This window comes from Nocardia sp. CY41 (assembly GCF_009829325.1).
Classification (GTDB): Bacteria; Actinomycetota; Actinomycetes; order Mycobacteriales; family Mycobacteriaceae; genus Nocardia.
In genome coordinates this window covers 1-17,705 of sequence record NZ_VUOS01000035.1, presented here as the reverse complement: position 1 = coordinate 17,705, position 17,705 = coordinate 1, and the positions used below count along the sequence as shown (strand labels likewise).

Below are 17,705 nucleotides of genomic sequence, written 5' to 3'. Positions count from 1 at the left end.
TCGATGCTATCGGCGCCGCGATGCACGGCACAGCGGTTCGGATGATGTCGTGGAACAGCTCACAGGCTTGCGTTGCGATTCCTCGGTTCATAGCACGCGACGGTCCGGTCCGCTGCGACGACACGGACTGTGCGACGTCCCAATCGTGCCCGCAGGCGTCGATGAACACTCCTCACAGCGCCGAGGGAGTCTTCTCAGGCCGTGCCCACGGATCTAGGGTGATCTCGACGCAGCGCCGGAAATGCGCGGACGGCGCTGCGTCACATACTCCGGAAATCGGCGGCCTGCGCCGGCGCAGGCGGGATCCGAAGCCCAGGATGGCGCGGCCGTTCTCTCCGTAGCAGCCTGCCGCCGTCGCGAAATCCCCTCGAAACGCTTGTGATCGGGCCCAACGAGCCGGGCGGCCGCTGATGACTTACCCGATTCGGTGCGCCATATATCGATTCCATCACGATCCGTCGCTAGCCTTTGGGAGGCATGATGGACAGGCAGCCCAGAACGAGTACCGAGACGTGGGCGTCGAAACTCGTCGAACATTTGGCCGAGCGTTCCGGTCACGACACGTCCGGTGATGTGGCGAGCACCGCGCGAAACTGTTTGGCGGCCGCCGTCGAACGGCTGGTTCCGCGCCGGGCGACCACCGCGTCGCGACCCCCGGAGATCGCCGGTTCCGCCTCGCGCTGGGCCCGGGAAGGTATCGCGCTGGAAACGGTGCTCGGCGCGTATCACGACGAAATACGCGACGGTTTGGAATTTCTCGCCGACGAGGCCACCGACGAGCGGGCCGATCATTTTCTCGCGGGTGCCCGGCTGGCGGTCCACGTGCTGGAAATGGTGACCGTCGCGGCGTCCACGGCTTACGTGGACGAGCATCGTGCGGTCGCGCGGGAACATCAGACCGCCGCGCAGACGCTGGTCTCCGCGCTGCTGGGCGGCCACGCCGTCGGCGAACTCGCCCGAGCCACCGGCATTCCGATCGCCCGGTCCTACCAGGTGGTGGCGCTGGGCATTCCGGCGCATCCGGACGAGCGAAGACCCGTCTCGGGCACCGAGGCGGCCCGGCGCAAACTGCGTCGCGTGCAGGCCGCGCTGGCCGATCCGCTCGGCTCACGCGCGTTGTCGGTGCTCTCCGCCGCGGGCGGCACCGTGCTCGTTCCACTCGACGACGTGCCTGCCCGCACCGGGGCGTTCACCATGACCGACGATGTGCTGGCGATCGTCGGTGCGGCCGCCGAGGTGCCGTTGACCGCGGCGGTGGCCACCGGGCGCACCGCGCGCATCCCCGAACTTGCGGGGCGTGCCCACGACCTGCTGGACCGGGTGCGGGCGGCGGGCCGGGCTCCGGGGCTGTATCGGGTGGCCGACGCGGGGGAGGCGCCGGGTTGTGAACTGCCCCAGCCGGGCCATATGACCATCGTCACCTCGCCCAACGATCACGTGATCGGTCGTTCGGCCTGATTTCTCCCCGTTATCGTGGAGTATGCCCTGATGTCGAGGGTGAGCAAAGGAGTGCGAGTGACCACCGCATTGTCCGATCGCGATATCTTGCGCGAACTCGAGCCGACTGCCGAACGCCTGCTCAATGACCATCTGCGCAAGGCGAAGCCGTGGAATCCCCATGATTACGTGCCGTGGGACGACGGCCGGAATTTCGCCGCCCTCGGCGGAATCGATTGGGACCCGGGCCAATCCCGGCTTTCCGAGGTCGCGCAGACCGCGATGATCACCAATCTGCTCACCGAGGACAATCTGCCGTCGTATCACCGGGAGATCTCGGACTCGTTCTCGCGCGACGGCGTATGGGGCACCTGGGTGGGCAGGTGGACCGCCGAAGAGAACCGCCACGCCATCGTGATGCGCGACTATCTGGTCGTCACCCGCGCGATCGATCCGGTGTCGCTGGAGCAGGCGAGGATGGCGCACATGACGACCGGGTTCGCCAAACCCGATGAAGAACAGCAGTTCCTGCGCTCGGTGGCCTACGTCACCTTGCAGGAGCTGGCGACCAGGATCAGCCACCGGAATACCGGAGCGGCCTGCGCGGAACCGCTCGCCGAGCGTATGCTGCAGCGAGTTGCCGCCGACGAGAACCTGCACATGATCTTCTACCGGAACATCAGCGCCGCGGCCTTGGACCTGGTGCCGAACGAAGCGCTGCGCGCGATCACCTCCGTGGTCACCCGCTTCCAGATGCCCGGGGCGGCCCAGCCGAGCTTCCGGCGCAACGCGGTGTTGCTGGCCAAGCACGGAATCTACGATCTGCGCCAGCATCTCGACGTGGTGGTTCGTCCGGTGCTGCGCGCGTGGCGGGTCTTCGAACGCACCGATCTGGCCGGCGACGGCGAACGCGCGCGTGACGAACTGCACACCTATCTCACCGAGCTCGACATCCGGGCGCGGCGGTTCGAGGAGCAGCGCGAACGCGCGGCGGCCAGACAGGCGGAGCGGGCCGCCGCGGCAGGATGAGCCTGCGCGTGCCGATGACCGCGGCGGCGATGGCCCTCATCGCCGCCGTCACCGCTGCGCCGGTGCTCGCCGATCCGGTGCCCGCGACCCCGCCGCCCGCGGTGGACCCGGCCATGACCCGGACCGGGCTGCTCTCGATCGAGCAGGTCACGGCCGGTCATGAACGCCTGTCGATCGCCTCCGCGGCGATGCGCAGGATCATCACCGTCGATGTGCTGCGCGGCAGCGGCGAGGGGCCGCGTCCGGTGCTGTATCTGCTCGACGGCGTCGACGGCGACGCCACGTCGGCATGGCTGACCAAGGGCGGTGCCGCCGAATTCTTCGCGGGTAAACCGGTCGACGTGGTGCTCACCGGCGGCGGTACCGGCAGCATGTACAGCGACTGGATGCGGCAGGACGCCGCGCTGGGGCTCAACCGCTGGGAGACGTTCCTCACCACCGAGCTCCCGCCCATCGTGGAATCGCTGCTGCGCACCGACGGGCGCCGTGCCATCGCGGGGGTCTCGATGGGCGCGCAGGCGGCGATGATGCTCGCCCAGCGGCACCCCGGCTGGTATCGCGCCGTCGCCGGGATGAGCGGCTGCTATTCCACCGCCGACCCGCTCGGTCACGCGGTCACCACGATCACGGTCGCCTCACGCGGCGGCAACGTCGAGAATCTCTGGGGCCCGCCGAGTTCACCGGAATGGGCCGCGCACGACAGCCTGCTGCACGCGCAACGCCTGCGCGATACGACGATCTACCTCTCGGCGGCTGCCGGTCTGCCGACCGGCGCCGACCTGGTGGCGGTCGCGAACTCCCCGACGGTCGCGGAGGCGCTGCGCACCGCCGGCGGCGGCGCGGCGCTGGAGGCGGGCGCCCGCGCCTGCACCGAGCGGTTCGCAGGCCGGCTGTCGGAACTGGGCATTCCCGCCACCGTGGAGTACACCGCGGAGGGCATGCACACGTGGCCGGATTTCCAGGCGCAGCTGCCGCGGGCGTGGCGGGTGCTGGCGCAAGCGCTGGGGGTGTCCGCGTCCTCGTGATCGCGGGCGGAATCAGCGCGGCGCGCTCGCGTTGACACCGATATGACCTCGGCGCTGTCCACTGTCCGGTTCTCCGTCCTCGATCGCTCGCGCGTCCGGCGCGGCCAGGGCCATCCGGCCGCGTTGCGGGACACGGTCGAGTTCGCGCGGCTCAGCGAGGAGTGGGGTTATCACCGCTTCTGGGTCTCCGAGCATCACAGTGTGCCGGGAGTGGCCGGGTCGGCGCCGACCGTGCTCGCGGCGGCGGTGGCGTCGGCGACCGCGCGGATCCGGGTCGGTACGGGCGGCGTGATGCTGCCCAACCACCAGCCCTTGGTGGTCGCCGAACAGTTCGGCGTGCTGGAATCGCTCTTTCCGGGACGCATCGACATGGGCTTGGGCCGCTCGGTCGGATTCACCGACGGCGTGCGGCGTGCGCTCGGGCACGACAAGGGCGACGCGGAGGACTTCGACGCCCGGCTCGCCGAACTTCTGGCGTACTTCGGCGAAGGCAGGCGGGGCGTGCACGCCTGGCCTGCTCAGGGGCTGCGTGTTCCCGCGTTCCTGCTGGCGACCGGGTCCGGCGCCGAGCGCGCTGCCCGGTTCGGGTTGCCGCTGGTGATCGCCGCGGTCGGCGGCGAAGACCGCATGGTCGAGGCCATCGAGCGCTATCGTGCGGAGTTCCGCCCCGGTCCGGCCGGCGCCATCCCGTACGTCGTGGTGTCCGGTTCGGTCGTCATCGCCGACACCACCGCGCAGGCCCGTCGGCTCTTGCTGCCGGAGGCGTGGTCCGCCGCGTACGCGCGCACTCGGGGTGAGTTCCCGCCCCTGCTGCCGCCCGCCGAGATCGAGGCGCGCGACATGACCGATCGGGAGCGCAGGCTTATCGAGGACGGGCTGCGCGGCCAGCTGTACGGCACCGAGGACGAGGTCGCCGGGCAACTGGCGCGGCTGGTGCACCGGACCGGCGCCGACGAGATCCTCGTGCACACCAGCACCTACGATCGTGCGGCGCGGCTGGAATCGCATCGCCGCCTGGCACTGCTCGCCGGCTTGTCGCGAGGCGGCGCGGGCGCAGCCGATCGAGCCGGGGCGCGCTCCGGTACCGCGGCTTGACCGCCGCCGTCTACGGGAAGAGCACCTCGGCGGCCGCGTAGCCGAACAGCCTGCGCCCCTCGGCGCGGGCATCGACCGCGATGGTCGCCCGCCGCCTGCGCGGATCGATCGAGGTGACCCGGCCGCGGAATCGGATCGTGCCCACCCCCAGCGGTGGGACGCGCAGGTAGTGGGTGTTGTGCGCGAACTGTGCGCGGAAACGGGTGACCGCGGTGGGGTCACCGAGCCAGGAACTGAGGAACGAGGTGGCCATGCCGAGTTTCAGCATGCCGGGCGCGACCACGGTCGGCAGGCCGCTGGCGACGGCGACTCGTTCGTCGAACAGCACCGGATTCGATTCGCCGGTCACTCCGGCATAGTTCACCAGATCGCCCCGGGACAGGCGCATGGTGCGGACGGGCAGTTCCGTGCCGACCGACAAGTCGGCGAACGCTATGCGCGGCCGTGGCGTGCGGTGGGTCGGCGACGGCGTGAGATGGTCCGCAGCGGCCGGGACCACGGCGCTGCCGTCTGCCGTCGGGTCCGGGAAACTCTGTCCCATGGCAACTCTGCGCACGGCGTCGGCCAACCCCTGATCGCGGCCGCCGACGCGCGCGAGCAGCGCGCTGGACCCGGTCTGCACCACCGCACCGTGCTGGTCGATCAGCACGCTCTTGATCGCGAGGACGTCGTAATCACCGAAGTGCCGGAACGATTCGAAGTAGATGTCACAGGTCAGGCGGTCGCCCGCGACCAACGGCCTGCCGAAGTCGAAGACTTGGTCCGCGTGCAAGATCCGGGTCGGGTCGTAACCGGTGATCAGCGTGTCCAGAATTTCGCGATGCACCCTGGTCAGGATGATCGCGCTGAATGTCGCGGGCGCGATCAGTCCGGGAAAGCCGAGTTCGGCCGCGGCGGCCTCGCTGCGGTGTGCCGGATGCGAATCCTGGACGGCACGAGCGAATTCGCGGATCTTTTCCCGTTCCACTTCGTAGCGAAAGGTGGAACGGTAACGATGATCGACCAGCGACCTCGCCTGATCGGCGGGATTCACCGCGATGTCGTTCATGATTGCTCCTGTATTGCGAAAACGGTGGATCGGTGCGGGATCGCCCTCACGCGAAGGGGCCGAACCGCCAGATCCGGGAAGGCACCTGCTCGGGAGTGACGGTGCCGACGACGTCCACCCCGGCCTCGTGAAAGGTGCCCACCGCGCGGTCGACGTGGTCGGCGGAGGTGATCACCACCGCGTCGCGTGCGCCGATCGCGCGCATGATCGTGGCGGAGCGCGCCGCGTTCTGCGCGGTGGTGCCTGCCTCCGGTTCGAGGTGGATCCGCGCCGCCGGGATGCCGCGGGCGAGCAGCCAGTCGGCCATGGCCCGCGCCTCGGTGACGCCGTTGCGCGCGTTGCCGCCGGTCACGATGACAGGCGAGACCGGGGCCAGCAGGGCCTGCAGGTATCCGGCGCGCAGCCGGTCGATCAACTCCGGGCGCATGCCGCCGTCGGGCAGCAGCCCGTAGCCGAGCACGACGATGGCGGTGACCGGCCCGCGCACCGTGGGCGGCGGCCCGGGGACGAGGGCGAAGGGTGCGGTGCGCGCGGGGTCGGCGTCGGCGGAGCCGGAGTTGTCCGCATGGGCGGACGGCAGCTGGATCAGCGCGGCGGTGACCGCGAGCGCGCCCAGCACGGCGCGAGCGAGGGGAACCGGACTGGCGGACAAGGGATCTCCAAGCGGTTAGCCATCGGATGGCCACCGATGGCTGGGGTGCAGCGTCCATCCATGATGCGGCCGTCGGTCGTTGCGGAACCGTAATCGCCTGGTGATCTGGATAATTCACCGTTCCACCGCCGCCGGCTTGTGTCGTCTGCCCTATTCGGGAAATTGCCGGATCGCCCTTTCAGCGCCCTTTGTGCCCCATCCCTAGCCGGGGCAAATCGCATTCGTGAGCTCTCCAGACCCAGCCGTTCCGCGTAGGACGCCGCGTTCGGCGGTTTTAGCGTTGGCGCAGCTTCGGTGCCGATGACCAGCGAAAACGGCGCCGGTGGTCGAACACTGTGGTTCTGCAGGAAGGCAACTCATGAAACGAAGTACCTATGGGCGCTCGTCTTTGGCGGCGGTGCTGTTGAGCGTGTCGGTGCTCGCCGTCGGCGCCTCGGGCGCCAACGCGGCGCCGGAGGCGAAGCCCACCGAACAACAGCTGGCCGATTACATCGCGGCCGGCCGCAAGGTGGCGCCGGTGGCCGATTCGGGCAGTGCGGGCACCGGCTCGGCGTGCACCTCGGGCAGTGGCGCGGGCTCGGGCAACGGTTCCGGCGACTGCTACGGCGGGTCGGGTAGCAGTTCCGGGTCCTCCGGCGGTTACGCCAGCGACACCGTCGGCTACGGTCCGCCGATGACGTCGTGGCTGGCCGCGTTCGGCTACGGACTCACCCATCCGGACGTCGGGCCGCCGGGGGCCAACGACTGGAACTGCAAGCCGACCGCCGAGCACCCGCGTCCGGTGGTGTTGGTGCACGGTACCTGGATGAACGCCTACAACGGCTTCGCCTTCATGGGGCAACCCATCAAGGACGCGGGCTTCTGCACCTTCACCTTCAACTACGGCCGGTCCAACCTGCTCGAGGGCGGTGGTCTCGGATCGGTGCTGCCCGGCGTGATGGGCACCGGGTACATCCAGGACTCGGCCAAGCAGCTGGCCACCTTCGTCGATCGGGTGCTGGCCGCGACCGGGGCATCGGAGGTGGACCTCGTCGCGCATTCGCAGGGCGGGTCGATGTCGAACTGGTACACCAAGTTCGAGGGCGGCGCGGCCAAGGTGAAGAACCTGATCACCTACGGTGCCACGCATCACGGCACCAGTCTGGACGGCATCGGTGCGCTGGGCCGGGCGATCAACAACTTCGGCATCGACATCCTCGGGTTCATCGAGATCTTCGTCGGGCACGCCGGTATCCAGCAGACGATCGGCTCGGACTTCGTCAACGAACTCAACGCGGGCGGCGACACCATTTCCGGTGTCGACTACACCGTCGTCGGCACCCGCTACGACGAAATCACCAATCCCTACGATTTGACGTTCCTGAAGGCGGCGCCCGGTGTGACGGTGCAGAACATCACGCTGCAGGACGGATGCGATCAAGACGTGTCCGACCACCTCACGATGATGTATTCGCCGCGGGCGTTGTCCATCGCGCTGCGCGCGCTGGACCCGGCCGGACATCCGAATCTGGATTGCACGTTCAACCCGTGGTTGCTCGGCGGCGGAGGCTCGCTGTGATCACCGGATGACCTGCTCCCGTCGAGCGGCGTGGCTTGTGCCCCGACTCCGTCCGCCGCTCGACGGGAGCAGCGACCGCCACGCGTGCTGCCCGCCGGACGGGATCCTCAACCCGCCTCTGTCCGGCGCGCACGTCCCCGCGCGGGGCGGTATGCCCACCGAGCGGCTCCTCGCACCCGCTGCTCGGTGGGCATCGGGGTTTCTGGACCTTTTCAGTGCCGACCGCCGGGGCGCCGGACGTCGGCCGTTTGCTTCGACGAGCCGAGAAGGCTGCTGCATCAAACGCTTTCGACCCGAGTCGAACGGCGCGCTATGCTTACTTATTCCGCACGTGTATGCAGGAGAACGATCGTGGTTTGTGAGACTATGTAACCTCGGCCGGTCCGCGCTCGGAATCCCATCTCAGCGACCCACGATCAAGCGTATTGCGCTGTACGGCTTATGGCGGTGCTGCGAGTGGCTGTGGGTCCGGTGTTGGTTGGGGTCTGCTGGTGCCGAGTCAGCCAAGGCGAAATGGCACGGATGTACAACCGGGATTCACGGATAGCTATCGGCCGAGATATGGTCTATCCGGGCGTTCCAGGCATACCGGCGAAGTCCCCCGACTTGAAGTAGGAGGCCTGCTTGTTAGGGAAGGCCACGGCATCGCCCACGAGATCGGGAGAGTAGCCGTATGGGATGGATCAATCCCGGAGGTTACGCATCAGAACCGTTTGATTCGTGTTCGGTGCCATGACGTGATCCATCAGGGGTTTGCCGCCTACTAGCTGGATCCGCTGGAGAGTGTAGGCCCTTCTTCGCTCGGCGAAGACCACGTCGGGACTGAACGCGATCAGTGCAGCGCAGGTGAAGTCGGCATCAATTGTAGTGCCACCAACAGAAGTCTAGGGTCAGTTCGTGCAAACCCTGGAAAGCGTCATGTCGATGGGTGCGTGCCACCGCACCATCCCCGCTGCACTCGACCCGCCTCTTCATCCTTCCAATTCCGCGACTTCCGAGGCGAGCTGTGACCGCGCCGGTGTCGGCGATGCCGGTGTGGTCGGGCTTTCTCACGCCGGTGCTGGAAGTCCTTGCCGACGGCCACATCTGGCGTAAGCGCGACCTGCACACGGCGGCGGAGGAACATGTCGGGCTGACAGCAGAGCAGCGGGCCGAGGTGCTGCCGTCGGGGCAGGGGCGCGCTGACAACCGGATCGGGTGGGCCCTCAGCGGGCTGTACCGCGCGAAGCTCGTCGACAAGCCAGCCAAGCCCGCGCTACCTCTGCTCGCCGCTCACCCCGCAGGGATCACCGAGAAGATCCCGAAAGCGCTACCCGAGTATCAGGACGACACACCGGAGCGGACTGGCTCCTCGAATAGCGACGCCGTAGCCGACGCACATGTCGCCGACGAAGTAGTCGACCCACTCGAGCAGATCGAGCGTGGTGTCGAACGCCTCCATTCCGAGGTCGTCGCCGACCTGCTGGCACGGCTGCGCGCGCAGGATGCGGCGTTCCTCGAACACTCGGTACTCGACGTTCTCGTCGCCATGGGATACGGCGGCACCGACGAGGATCGTCGGCCAGTCGGGCGCGTGGTCCTCAACGTGCTGCTGTCCTTCCTCGTTGGCTTGCGCCGCCCGGCGGGGCTTGACCAGAGTTGGACAGCAGGGATTACAGGACAACAAGAACCAGCGAACGGTGGTCGGTTGTCACAACATGCGCATTCGGCGGAGGCGGGCAGGTGAACACAACGCAGCACTCACGCGACAGGTGCGATAAGCGAAAGACGAGAGGTAATTTTGCTTCTACGTTGCGCATGCGGCTGGCTCTAGCCTGAGGTGGTGAAGCCTACTCCTTGGCGGCCCAAGGGAATTCAAAACAGCGGCAGCTTGCATGCAGCTGCAGACGGCGGTGCTGACCGGCACATGCGGGGAGCCTACCGGGTCGCGCTACGCGGGTACTGGGGTTACGTGTGGGCAGCGGTGGGCAACTTGACGACCCTAGTGCTGCTCTTCCAACCATGGGTGAGCGCTCGCGGTGCTGGAGGCACGGTCAGCGTCAATGCGTTCGGACAAATCCGAGCCACCACAAATTTTCTGAACATTTGGTCTCAGCAGAGGCCACGCTCGGCGAACGTAGCGGGCGTCTGGGCTATCCTCGCTAGCGCGGCCATCTCCATCACGGTCTTGGTTGTAGTGATAAATCTACGACTTCGCCTCTATGCGCTAACCCGCCTGGCCACGATGTCCACACTGGCGACTGCGTTATTCGTTCTGATCGCCGTACTACATATCAGCAGTAAGCGATCGGATTTGAAGGCGATGGTCTCGCGCCGCCAGGATTTCGGGGGACAGATCGGATCATTGATGGACTGGGCATTCGGTAGGGGAAAGCTCCCCTTTCCGGGGCTTGGCAAGGTGGCAGACTACACTTCGGCAGGCCTCACTCAATGGGCCCTGCTGGCTGGCTTGGCGTCGATCGCCTCAGCCATAGCCGCAATTACGCAGTGGGTCCGCAGCGGTTCATCTGGACTCTTCCGATTTTCGTGGCCCATGCACGCAGCTGGATCCAAACGATCCTCCGGTCGAAGAAGCGAGTGATTTTGCAGTCCAAGCTTGACGCGTGCGCGCTATTCCGTACGTGCGTGCCAATCGATCGTCGGCAAATGTCCGGCGAAGTGAAGCCCCTGCAGGGAGGGCATTCGCACCAATCTGCGGGCTATCGATATCCATCGAGCCGTCAGTTAAGACTACTGCTCGTTTCAGCGGAGCCGTCGATTGATCGGCGTACTCCGGTCGATGCATATGGCCTCACTTGCGATCAGTAGGATCTGGTTAATCCTGCCGATGACCGCACCCATGTCTGCTTGGCTGACTCGATGTATCAGGGCACGGATCTTCGCCTTCACCGCCTGGAACGGGCGGTCGGCGATGAACGTGCAGACGAACGACGTCCGTGTTCCCCGTTTGCGTTTCCACTGGATGCGGAAACCGAGGAAGTCGAATCAGTCGCGCATATGACACGACCCTGTTCTTGGACTCCGAGAATCGAAGCCCTAGCGGGGTGAGCACATCCGCGACGTCCTCGCGCGACGAAGCCACGTCGTGCTTCTGGCCGTGCACGAGCACGAGGAAATCGTCGGCATAACGCACGATCCGCCATGTCGGCAGACCCTTGGCACGACGGTGGTGACGTCGATAGGTCGTTCCCATCACCCCGTCCGGTTTCCACGGTGCCATCACGTGCTCATCGAGCACCGACAACGCGATGTTGGCCAGCAGTGGCGACAGTATCCCGCCTCTGCGGAGTGCCGGTGTCGTTGCCCTCGACTCGTGGCGCATCGGGACTCGGTATAGGGATACCCGGTGGTCTCCTTGCGGTAGGTTTGTGCGGCGGACCAGTGACCGGCAACGGTGTGATAGCGTGATCGAAGCCCGCGTCTTCGGTGAAGCTCCCGGGCGACGCATCGCCTCGAATCGAGCCCGTGCTGCGGGTGTCGGGCCGGGGCCGTCGGTGGCGTGATCACCGTCAGGTGATCGACGCGATCCTGTGGAAACTGCGGACCGGCGCGACGTGGCGTGACCTGCCGGAGCGTTACGGGCCGTGGAAGACCGCCCACGAGCGGCTGCGAATGTGGACCGCGGACGGCATCTGGCAGCGGATCCTGGACGAGGTGATCGTCAAGGACGACTCCATCGGTGAGGTCGAATGGATCCTCAGTGTGGACTCCACCATCGTCCGGGCCCACCAGCATGCCGCCGGTGCCCGGAAGAAAGGGGGGGCGCCATCTGCAGGTCCGGTGTCCAGGTCGCGGTCGAGGGGGAAGCGCTCGGCCGGTCCCGCGGCGGGCCGAGCACCAAGATCCACCTTGCCTCGACGGGCGCGGCCTGTCGATACGGGTACTGCTCACCGGCGGGCAGGCTGGTCGCGCGGTGCTCCAACACAGCGCACTGCGATCCAGGCCAGTCCCGATGCGCTGACCGCAGTCGGTAACCGCTGGGTACCGGGATCGGTTCGCACCGAGGACAACGTACACCCGTTCCGCAAGGATCTCGGCACCCTTGTGCTGGGCGACACCATTGTCGGTGGCCCGCGGCGAGTCACCATGGACGACATCGCGCATTTCGACGAATTCACCGGCGATACCTTCTAGGCGCACACCGATCCTGAAGCGGCAGCGGCCAACCCACTGTTCGGCGGCATCGTGGCGCACGGTTACCTGGTCGTGTCACTGGCCGCCGGGCTGTTCGTCGAGCCCGTCCCAGGCCCGGTGCTAGCAACTTCGGCGTCGACAATCTGCGCTTCCTCACCCCGGTCAAGCCCGACGACGAGCTCACGGTCACCCGCACCGCCAAGCAGATTATTGCCCGCAGCGCCGCCGACTACGGTGAAGTGTGCTGGGACACCGTGGTCACCAATCGAAACAACGAGCGCGTCGCTACCTACGAGGTGCTTACATTGGTCGCGAAGTCGAAGGAAGTAAACGTATGAGCCACTGATCGCAGTCCGCTACGGCACCCCCACGGAACCGGCCGTGTTCGATGAATATTACCGCACCGTGCACATCCCGCTAACCCAGAAGGTGCCGGGGCTCGCACGGATCGGCTGGTCGAAGTGAACATTGCTGGACGGATCGGCCCCACCGTATTACGCGGTTGCTCGGCTGGAGTTCGAGATCGAGAAGGCGCTGCAACGGGCGCTGAGCTCTGCAGCGATGAAGGACGCTGCACGCGACGTGCGCAACTTCGCCACGGGCTCGGTGACCATTGCGGATGACGATCACCGAGATCATGGTGAACGGCCACGGCATCACCCACGGCGGCTATGTCTCCCTCCTCGCCGACACTACCTTCGCGTTGGCCTGCAACAGTCACGGCCGGCCCGCGCGGTCGCCGCCCGCTCCGACATCCGCTACCTAAGCCCCACCCACGCCGGTGAAACCCTCATCGCGCAAGCCGTGGAGCGGGCGCGATACCCCCGCCAGGGGATCTACGACCTGACAGTCACCGTCGCCGAGGGCAGGGTGGTCGCCGAGTTCCGGGGAGACAGCAGACAGATCACAGCACGTTGACAAGCCCCGCCCTGGTCGCACACTTCTTACCGACCAGCCGCGGCCATAGGCGACTGGCCGGTGATGCGCGTGGATTCGTTCACCGGCATGACACCACAACTGTCCGCCGCCGCGTTCGACACGAAGGACCATGCGCTGGAGCTCCACTCCAGTGCTCAACGTCTTCGCAAGCATCGCTTCCCCGTTAACCGCGGTCAAGGAGCATTGAACTGGATTTGAGGACAGGGAAGGGCCGACGTGCAGACTCGCTGCTCAAGTGCGAAGCGGATGCTCCGCTCAGCGGTCGTTGTTCAGCACTGACGGCTCGGTGAGCGAATCACGGAGCACGTCATCGCGCAACTTCTCCGCGGTTCGCATCGTCGGCAAACATGACCAGCCGACTGTTTGACCAGGCTGTCAAGCCCGTCCGAAGTGGTCATCGCTCGCGCGGTCTAGCTTCTGCGATGAGCCGCATCCGAGAGATTGTAGGAACTTCCCCCATACGCAAATCGCCAGCATACGTCGAAGCTCAAAACATGGTCGCACATAGCCGTCCCCATGGTGCCCACCCCGACTCGAATCCTTCGCCTGGCCACAGCGGTCTGCCGACCGGCACCTGGTCTGTTCGACAGTGTCACGTGACGATTGACATCGGGTTACCTGAGCCGCTGCACTACGTTGCTTCACCCGATGCGGCCGAAGCATTCGTCCGTGAGGCGTGTGCCAGTGGCTGGGTGAGGTCAGCAGTTATAGACGAGCAGGTGGAAGACAACTATCCAGAGATGCCATGCCAAGGACTCTTCTGGGGGTATCGACGCCGCCTCTGACCTTGTGCACCGTTGTGTGCTTCGCTCACCCCAGGCTGCAGCAGGAGTCGGCTGACGGATTCGAATCGGAATCGGCACGAGGCCCCGCCCGTTCGGCACTGTCTCTACCGGCGGCAGTGCCCCTGTCGGAACGATTGGAGGTCCCACAACACCACGGTGTCCAGTGGCTGGTGCAACAGCACCGCGTCGTTGCCTGCAGGTCACGGGGCGTGCTTCTCCTGCTCAGCCGGTCGAGACGGCCAGCATCTGCATGGATGCGGTCATGATCTGCTATCGAGCCGGAGTTGACAGCCGATAAACGCCGGCGAAGTCACCGTGCGGATCTCTCGGTGTATCGACTTCAGGGGGCGAACGACCTCGCAATTGGCACGCCGCGCCCAGGCAAGCTCACCGCGTTCGCGATGTGCTCGCGCCACCGCGACGGTACTTATTGTCAGCTGTCCTAACAGAAGAGATTCGAACCGCGGATCTCGGACCTCCCTGCAGAGGTGGGCCAAAACGAACGCGGTCTGGGCCAGATCCGATGCCGAGGGCCGAAGCGTTGCCGGCCGTCGCCGACTTCCGGCCGCGAGCGCCGACAGCCTTAGGTCTTGCGCGGTAGCAGCGAGCATCTCTCGTCCACGATGGTCGATCCGCCGAGCCCAGATCGCCAAGACTCCCGAGACCCTAGCGGCTACCCACCGCCATGCGGGTCGATCATCCGCCGCAAACCTCGCCGAAGTGGCATTGAACCTCTGAGCGTCGTCGAGAGCGCGGCTCCACCACGCCGGATCAGCAGATGGCACCGCTTCTCTGGCGGATGGTTCGATAGATCGCGGAAGCATCCATTCTCCATGCGCCTCCGCCATGGCCCGGGCATCATTTCCCCATCCATCTCGAAGGTTCGGCAGGGTCAGTTCGCTGCCCACCTGATAATCTGTAACCATCGGTCCGAGTCGGCCACTATTCTGTTCACGCACTTGGGCTATGTATCCCGCGCTATCGACCCGTCGATGACGTTGACTCGTGGGCGCAGGATCGTGCCCGTGGCACGCACCCGTCTGATCCACTCGGTCTCGAACAGACTTACTGCAGCCATGGCGAGAATCATGCACTGGAGCGGACGAAGGTTGCACACGACGCCGTCGCCGTGCCTGTAGATGGCCATTGTCATCAGCTCAGCGCCACTCGGGTTAGAGCCGAGCACCCCAGGCGCGGCCGACCGGTAGACACAACTATCACAACCTACCAATGTCCAAGCCCTTCAAAAGCGCAATACGAGATACTGCACGTGAACTACTACTCTCCTGCGGAGCCGGAAAGTGGGCATCGGATGAGGCTTCGCCCCCGAGCCGCGACCCATGGCTCGAGTCATCCGAGATCGCGTGTGGTCGCGAAACCGCAGCATGGCGGGTTGCTCCCCCAAAGACACACCAAGGTGCGCACCCGCGTGAAGAGTCGAAAGTAATAGAGTCTGCTACACGATGACCGTCGCAGGGTGCGAGCGAGGACGGTATGGGGGAATCCCTACAGCCCATTGCTTAAATTACCCTGAAGGACAATATGTTTGCCACGGAGAATCCGAGTCGTACTTGGATGCAAGCGGTCGCCAAGCAAGAGGAGAGAGGCTCCAAGGAGACAATCTCTACGATGCGATCCCTACCGCGGTTCTGCGGACACCACGCAGGGCACTCGTCGGCTCGTGACTCCCGTCTGGATCTCAGCCGGGATCGGGTTGCGAGCCGAGGGAACCCGCTTCTGCTTTTCTGTTTCCTCGCAGCTGTTCCAGTAGCGCACGGTGCGCGTGGATATCGTGCTTGTGCCCAGGGATGTGTAACGATTGTGCGGGATTCTCCCTGAGGGTCTGATGGCAGGCCAGGTAGCGTTCGCGTTCGTGTTCCAGGTCGAACACCGTGATCGGGTCGGCGTCGTCCCCTAGTCGTTCCAGGCGAGCCGCGCGTGCGGCGAACGCGTCGCTGCCGGCTCGAACGGCCTCGGTCCATTCCTCGGTCGTGGAGAACAGGTCTTTGTCGAAATCGGCGACGGCGCTGGGTGGCAGTCCCTCGCGCTCGAGCGCCCAGTTCATCAGCAGCCGCGAGGACCGGCCGTTGTAGTCGTGGTCGAAGGGGTGGATAGAGATGAACCGTTGCTGGAGTTCGGCGGCGAGCCGGTAGGGGGTGGTGCTGGGACGGGTCCTGGCGGAGTTATACCAGTCGCACAGGGACCGAAGTTCGGCACGCACCGCCTTCGGGGAAGCTAGACGATATACCAATGCACCGTGGATGGTGGGTATGGTCCCTGGAGGCCGGACCTCAAGGTAGGGATTCGCCTCGATGAGAGCTATCTGTTCGTCGGTGAAAGGATACTTCTGAGGAGACCATCGTTTGCAGCGGCTGAGGACACCGCCGTCTCGGGTGCAGTGAAACGTGACAACCGCCGGTGGATGTCGGTCATGAACCGCACGGTCAGCTCTCGGTTACCATAGCGGCGAGTGAAGGCGCGGGCATCCAGATAACCGGCCAGTTCCTTCTCGCCGAAAACCAGCTCGGGGCGCGGATGAGACGAGACCAGGGCCACATTCAGGAACGGCTCATCGACCAGCAGACTTGATTCCAACGCACGCCGGGCTGGGGTGTGCAATTTCAACTCCGCTGATCGTGCCGCGATCACCCCCGCCGGAGATCGGTTCGCGACCCAGGATCGAGGGTCGAGAGGGGAGGCCCGACTACGTGCCGCCCCCAGGCCCTCACCTGCTCGTCTGACCTCACTTTCGCCGCGTAGGTCCGCGTCGGGCACCGTGTCCCCCATGGCCTTCTTCAGGGCGCCCGCGGTCTGACGAGTCGGACTCTCCGCCACACGAGCGGCGCCAGGAATGGCATTGTCCGTCAGCCGCCGGAGAACACGATTACAGAACCACTTGCCGATAACCACGGAACCACACTAGATCCACAGCTGTCGGCAGATCGACGAAGACTAGGGCGGTGGCTCTTATGGTCTCCACAGTTCGGTGAGAGACTGCGGTGGCCCTGATCCGCGTCGTAGTCGCGGCAATCCACCGGCTGCCTCGCCGATGACTTACCGCCACAACCGCCCACTCAAGGGGACTGTGGAGCTAACAGTGTTAGCGGCCTGAGGCGCCGAACAACGTTCAGCGGGAGGTGCCGTGACGAAGACACTTGATGCCGTGGCGAGAAGTAGGCCGAGACTTCGGCTGAGAGGCTGGCAGCGGCGGAGCTGGTGCGGACGGCCAAGGAGCAGGGCTTGTCCTTAACCGGCCGATCTACGCAGCGATCGGAGTCGCCGTCACCGGTGCGAAGGACATCCTCGGGGTTGTGAGCCAGCGCCGACGGTAAAGGCGCGAAGTTCTGGCTCAGCGTGCTCACTCGACATCCGCAACCGCGGGGTCGAGGATGCGTTCTTCCTCGTCTGCGGTCTCAAAGGTACAGAGGTGGTAGGGAACATGTGGCCGCTGGCTACGTCGAACCTAATTCCGCTGATCACCTTTCGCCTGGCCGCGAGTCAGCTTTGAGGCGCGCTGCGGCGGGATGTGAAACCCATCTACACCGCCGTCAATGCCAGCGCGGCACGCGCGGCCCTGGATGAACTCACCGAGCGGTGGGGCTCGAAATACGGGGCGATCCGTGCGTCTTTGGGAGAGTCACTTGACGTTCACAGGCCAAGATCCACCGATGGCGAACCTTATCGAGCGTGAGGGTGCTTGCCGAATTTGGCCCGTGACCAGTGCAGTGTGCGCTGGCCGTCGGCCTTGATGGCCGTTGGCCAGCCTTTGGGGCGCGTAGCCCACTCATGATGGTGGCGACCGCGCACGTGTCGCGGTAGTCGGTGCGTTGTTGACCAGCCTAATCCTGTGACATTCCGCTGTCAGCGCACCATTTCACTCTTCGTCGTCGGGCTTGTCGAGGATCACCACCGGGTCGCCCGTCGTGCGGAGCGGCCGCTCCGCCAGGACCGGGAACTGGCCGGTGATGCCCTGGCGGATCTCCGCGATCTGCAGCACCCGCTT

12 protein-coding genes and 5 pseudogenes are annotated in these 17,705 nt (G+C 65.7%); 12 read left to right on the top strand and 5 right to left on the bottom strand.

Annotated elements, in window-relative coordinates:
• Positions 1-477: 477 nt before the first annotated feature.
• Genes GVY64_RS32000 through GVY64_RS31985 form a run of 4 tightly spaced genes read left to right on the top strand, consistent with a single transcriptional unit; the run spans position 478 to position 4,586 of the window.
• Positions 478-1,458, top strand: a complete 981-nt coding sequence (locus GVY64_RS32000; RefSeq protein WP_236567420.1) for a transcriptional regulator — start codon at positions 478-480, stop codon at positions 1,456-1,458.
• Positions 1,459-1,515: 57 nt separating this feature from the next.
• Positions 1,516-2,466, top strand: coding sequence for an acyl-ACP desaturase (locus GVY64_RS31995; protein ID WP_159849625.1), 951 nt, complete (start codon positions 1,516-1,518; stop codon positions 2,464-2,466).
• Positions 2,467-2,480: 14 nt separating this feature from the next.
• Positions 2,481-3,491 carry an alpha/beta hydrolase gene (locus GVY64_RS31990; protein WP_236567426.1) on the top strand — a complete coding sequence of 337 codons (1,011 nt, stop codon included), beginning with the start codon at positions 2,481-2,483 and terminating at the stop codon, positions 3,489-3,491.
• Positions 3,492-3,533: 42 nt separating this feature from the next.
• Positions 3,534-4,586 carry an LLM class flavin-dependent oxidoreductase gene (locus GVY64_RS31985; RefSeq protein ID WP_159849622.1) on the top strand — a complete coding sequence of 351 codons (1,053 nt, stop codon included), beginning with the start codon at positions 3,534-3,536 and terminating at the stop codon, positions 4,584-4,586.
• A gap of 10 nt (positions 4,587-4,596) precedes the next feature.
• On the opposite strand, the gene GVY64_RS31980 is transcribed toward GVY64_RS31985, so the two are convergent.
• Together GVY64_RS31980 and GVY64_RS31975 are read right to left on the bottom strand one after the other, a co-directional pair.
• Positions 4,597-5,634 carry a fused (3R)-hydroxyacyl-ACP dehydratase subunits HadA/HadB gene (locus tag GVY64_RS31980; RefSeq protein ID WP_159849620.1) on the bottom strand — a complete coding sequence of 346 codons (1,038 nt, stop codon included), beginning with the start codon at positions 5,632-5,634 and terminating at the stop codon, positions 4,597-4,599.
• Positions 5,635-5,680: 46 nt separating this feature from the next.
• A complete protein-coding gene (locus GVY64_RS31975) occupies positions 5,681-6,286 on the bottom strand; it encodes a YdcF family protein (protein ID WP_159849618.1) in 606 nt (201 codons plus the stop codon).
• A 358-nt stretch (positions 6,287-6,644) separates the two neighbouring features.
• Here GVY64_RS31975 and GVY64_RS31970 point away from each other — a divergent pair, with 358 nt between their 5' ends.
• Together GVY64_RS31970 and GVY64_RS31965 are read left to right on the top strand one after the other, a co-directional pair.
• The gene (locus GVY64_RS31970; protein WP_159849616.1) at positions 6,645-7,844 is read left to right on the top strand and encodes an esterase/lipase family protein; all 1,200 of its coding nucleotides are present in this window, start codon (positions 6,645-6,647) and stop codon (positions 7,842-7,844) included.
• A gap of 1,006 nt (positions 7,845-8,850) precedes the next feature.
• Positions 8,851-9,570, top strand: coding sequence for a winged helix-turn-helix domain-containing protein (locus tag GVY64_RS31965; RefSeq protein ID WP_236567419.1), 720 nt, complete (start codon positions 8,851-8,853; stop codon positions 9,568-9,570).
• A 1,089-nt stretch (positions 9,571-10,659) separates the two neighbouring features.
• Here the strand turns inward: GVY64_RS31965 and GVY64_RS31960 are convergent.
• On the bottom strand, positions 10,660-11,166 hold the full coding sequence (locus GVY64_RS31960; protein ID WP_236567418.1) for a reverse transcriptase domain-containing protein: 507 nt from the start codon (positions 11,164-11,166) through the stop codon (positions 10,660-10,662).
• 104 nt (positions 11,167-11,270) lie between these two features.
• Between GVY64_RS31960 and GVY64_RS31955 the strand changes: the two are divergent.
• From GVY64_RS31955 to GVY64_RS31940, 5 genes and pseudogenes are all read left to right on the top strand, one after another.
• Positions 11,271-11,630 (top strand): annotated as a pseudogene (locus GVY64_RS31955) (IS5 family transposase); the annotation flags it as partial.
• Positions 11,631-11,768: 138 nt separating this feature from the next.
• Positions 11,769-12,316, top strand: a pseudogene (locus tag GVY64_RS31950) (MaoC/PaaZ C-terminal domain-containing protein); the annotation flags it as partial.
• A 43-nt stretch (positions 12,317-12,359) separates the two neighbouring features.
• Positions 12,360-12,536: pseudogene (locus tag GVY64_RS39240) on the top strand (EthD family reductase); the annotation flags it as partial.
• A gap of 61 nt (positions 12,537-12,597) precedes the next feature.
• Positions 12,598-12,896: pseudogene (locus tag GVY64_RS38190) on the top strand (hotdog fold thioesterase); the annotation flags it as partial.
• Positions 12,897-12,965: 69 nt separating this feature from the next.
• The gene (locus GVY64_RS31940) at positions 12,966-13,115 is read left to right on the top strand and encodes a hypothetical protein (protein ID WP_159849614.1); all 150 of its coding nucleotides are present in this window, start codon (positions 12,966-12,968) and stop codon (positions 13,113-13,115) included.
• Positions 13,116-15,401: 2,286 nt separating this feature from the next.
• Here GVY64_RS31940 and GVY64_RS31935 read toward each other — a convergent pair.
• Together GVY64_RS31935 and GVY64_RS31930 are read right to left on the bottom strand one after the other, a co-directional pair.
• Entirely contained in the window at positions 15,402-15,953 is a 552-nt protein-coding gene (locus GVY64_RS31935) for a Fic family protein (protein ID WP_159849612.1), read from the bottom strand.
• Between the two features lie 68 nt (positions 15,954-16,021).
• Entirely contained in the window at positions 16,022-16,612 is a 591-nt protein-coding gene (locus GVY64_RS31930; protein WP_159849610.1) for a hypothetical protein, read from the bottom strand.
• A gap of 326 nt (positions 16,613-16,938) precedes the next feature.
• Between GVY64_RS31930 and GVY64_RS38185 the strand changes: the two are divergent.
• A pseudogene (locus GVY64_RS38185) lies at positions 16,939-17,340 on the top strand (transposase); the annotation flags it as partial.
• Between the last annotated feature and the right edge of the window lie 365 nt (positions 17,341-17,705).

Coding starts and splice junctions, on each gene's coding strand:
- GVY64_RS31980 (WP_159849620.1), bottom strand. CDS start 5,634: ATGAACGACATCGCGGTGAATCCCGCCGATCAGGCGAGGTCGCTGGTC.
- GVY64_RS31985 (WP_159849622.1), top strand. CDS start 3,534: ATGACCTCGGCGCTGTCCACTGTCCGGTTCTCCGTCCTCGATCGCTCG.
- GVY64_RS31960 (WP_236567418.1), bottom strand. CDS start 11,166: ATGCGCCACGAGTCGAGGGCAACGACACCGGCACTCCGCAGAGGCGGG.
- GVY64_RS31970 (WP_159849616.1), top strand. CDS start 6,645: ATGAAACGAAGTACCTATGGGCGCTCGTCTTTGGCGGCGGTGCTGTTG.
- GVY64_RS31990 (WP_236567426.1), top strand. CDS start 2,481: ATGACCGCGGCGGCGATGGCCCTCATCGCCGCCGTCACCGCTGCGCCG.
- GVY64_RS32000 (WP_236567420.1), top strand. CDS start 478: ATGATGGACAGGCAGCCCAGAACGAGTACCGAGACGTGGGCGTCGAAA.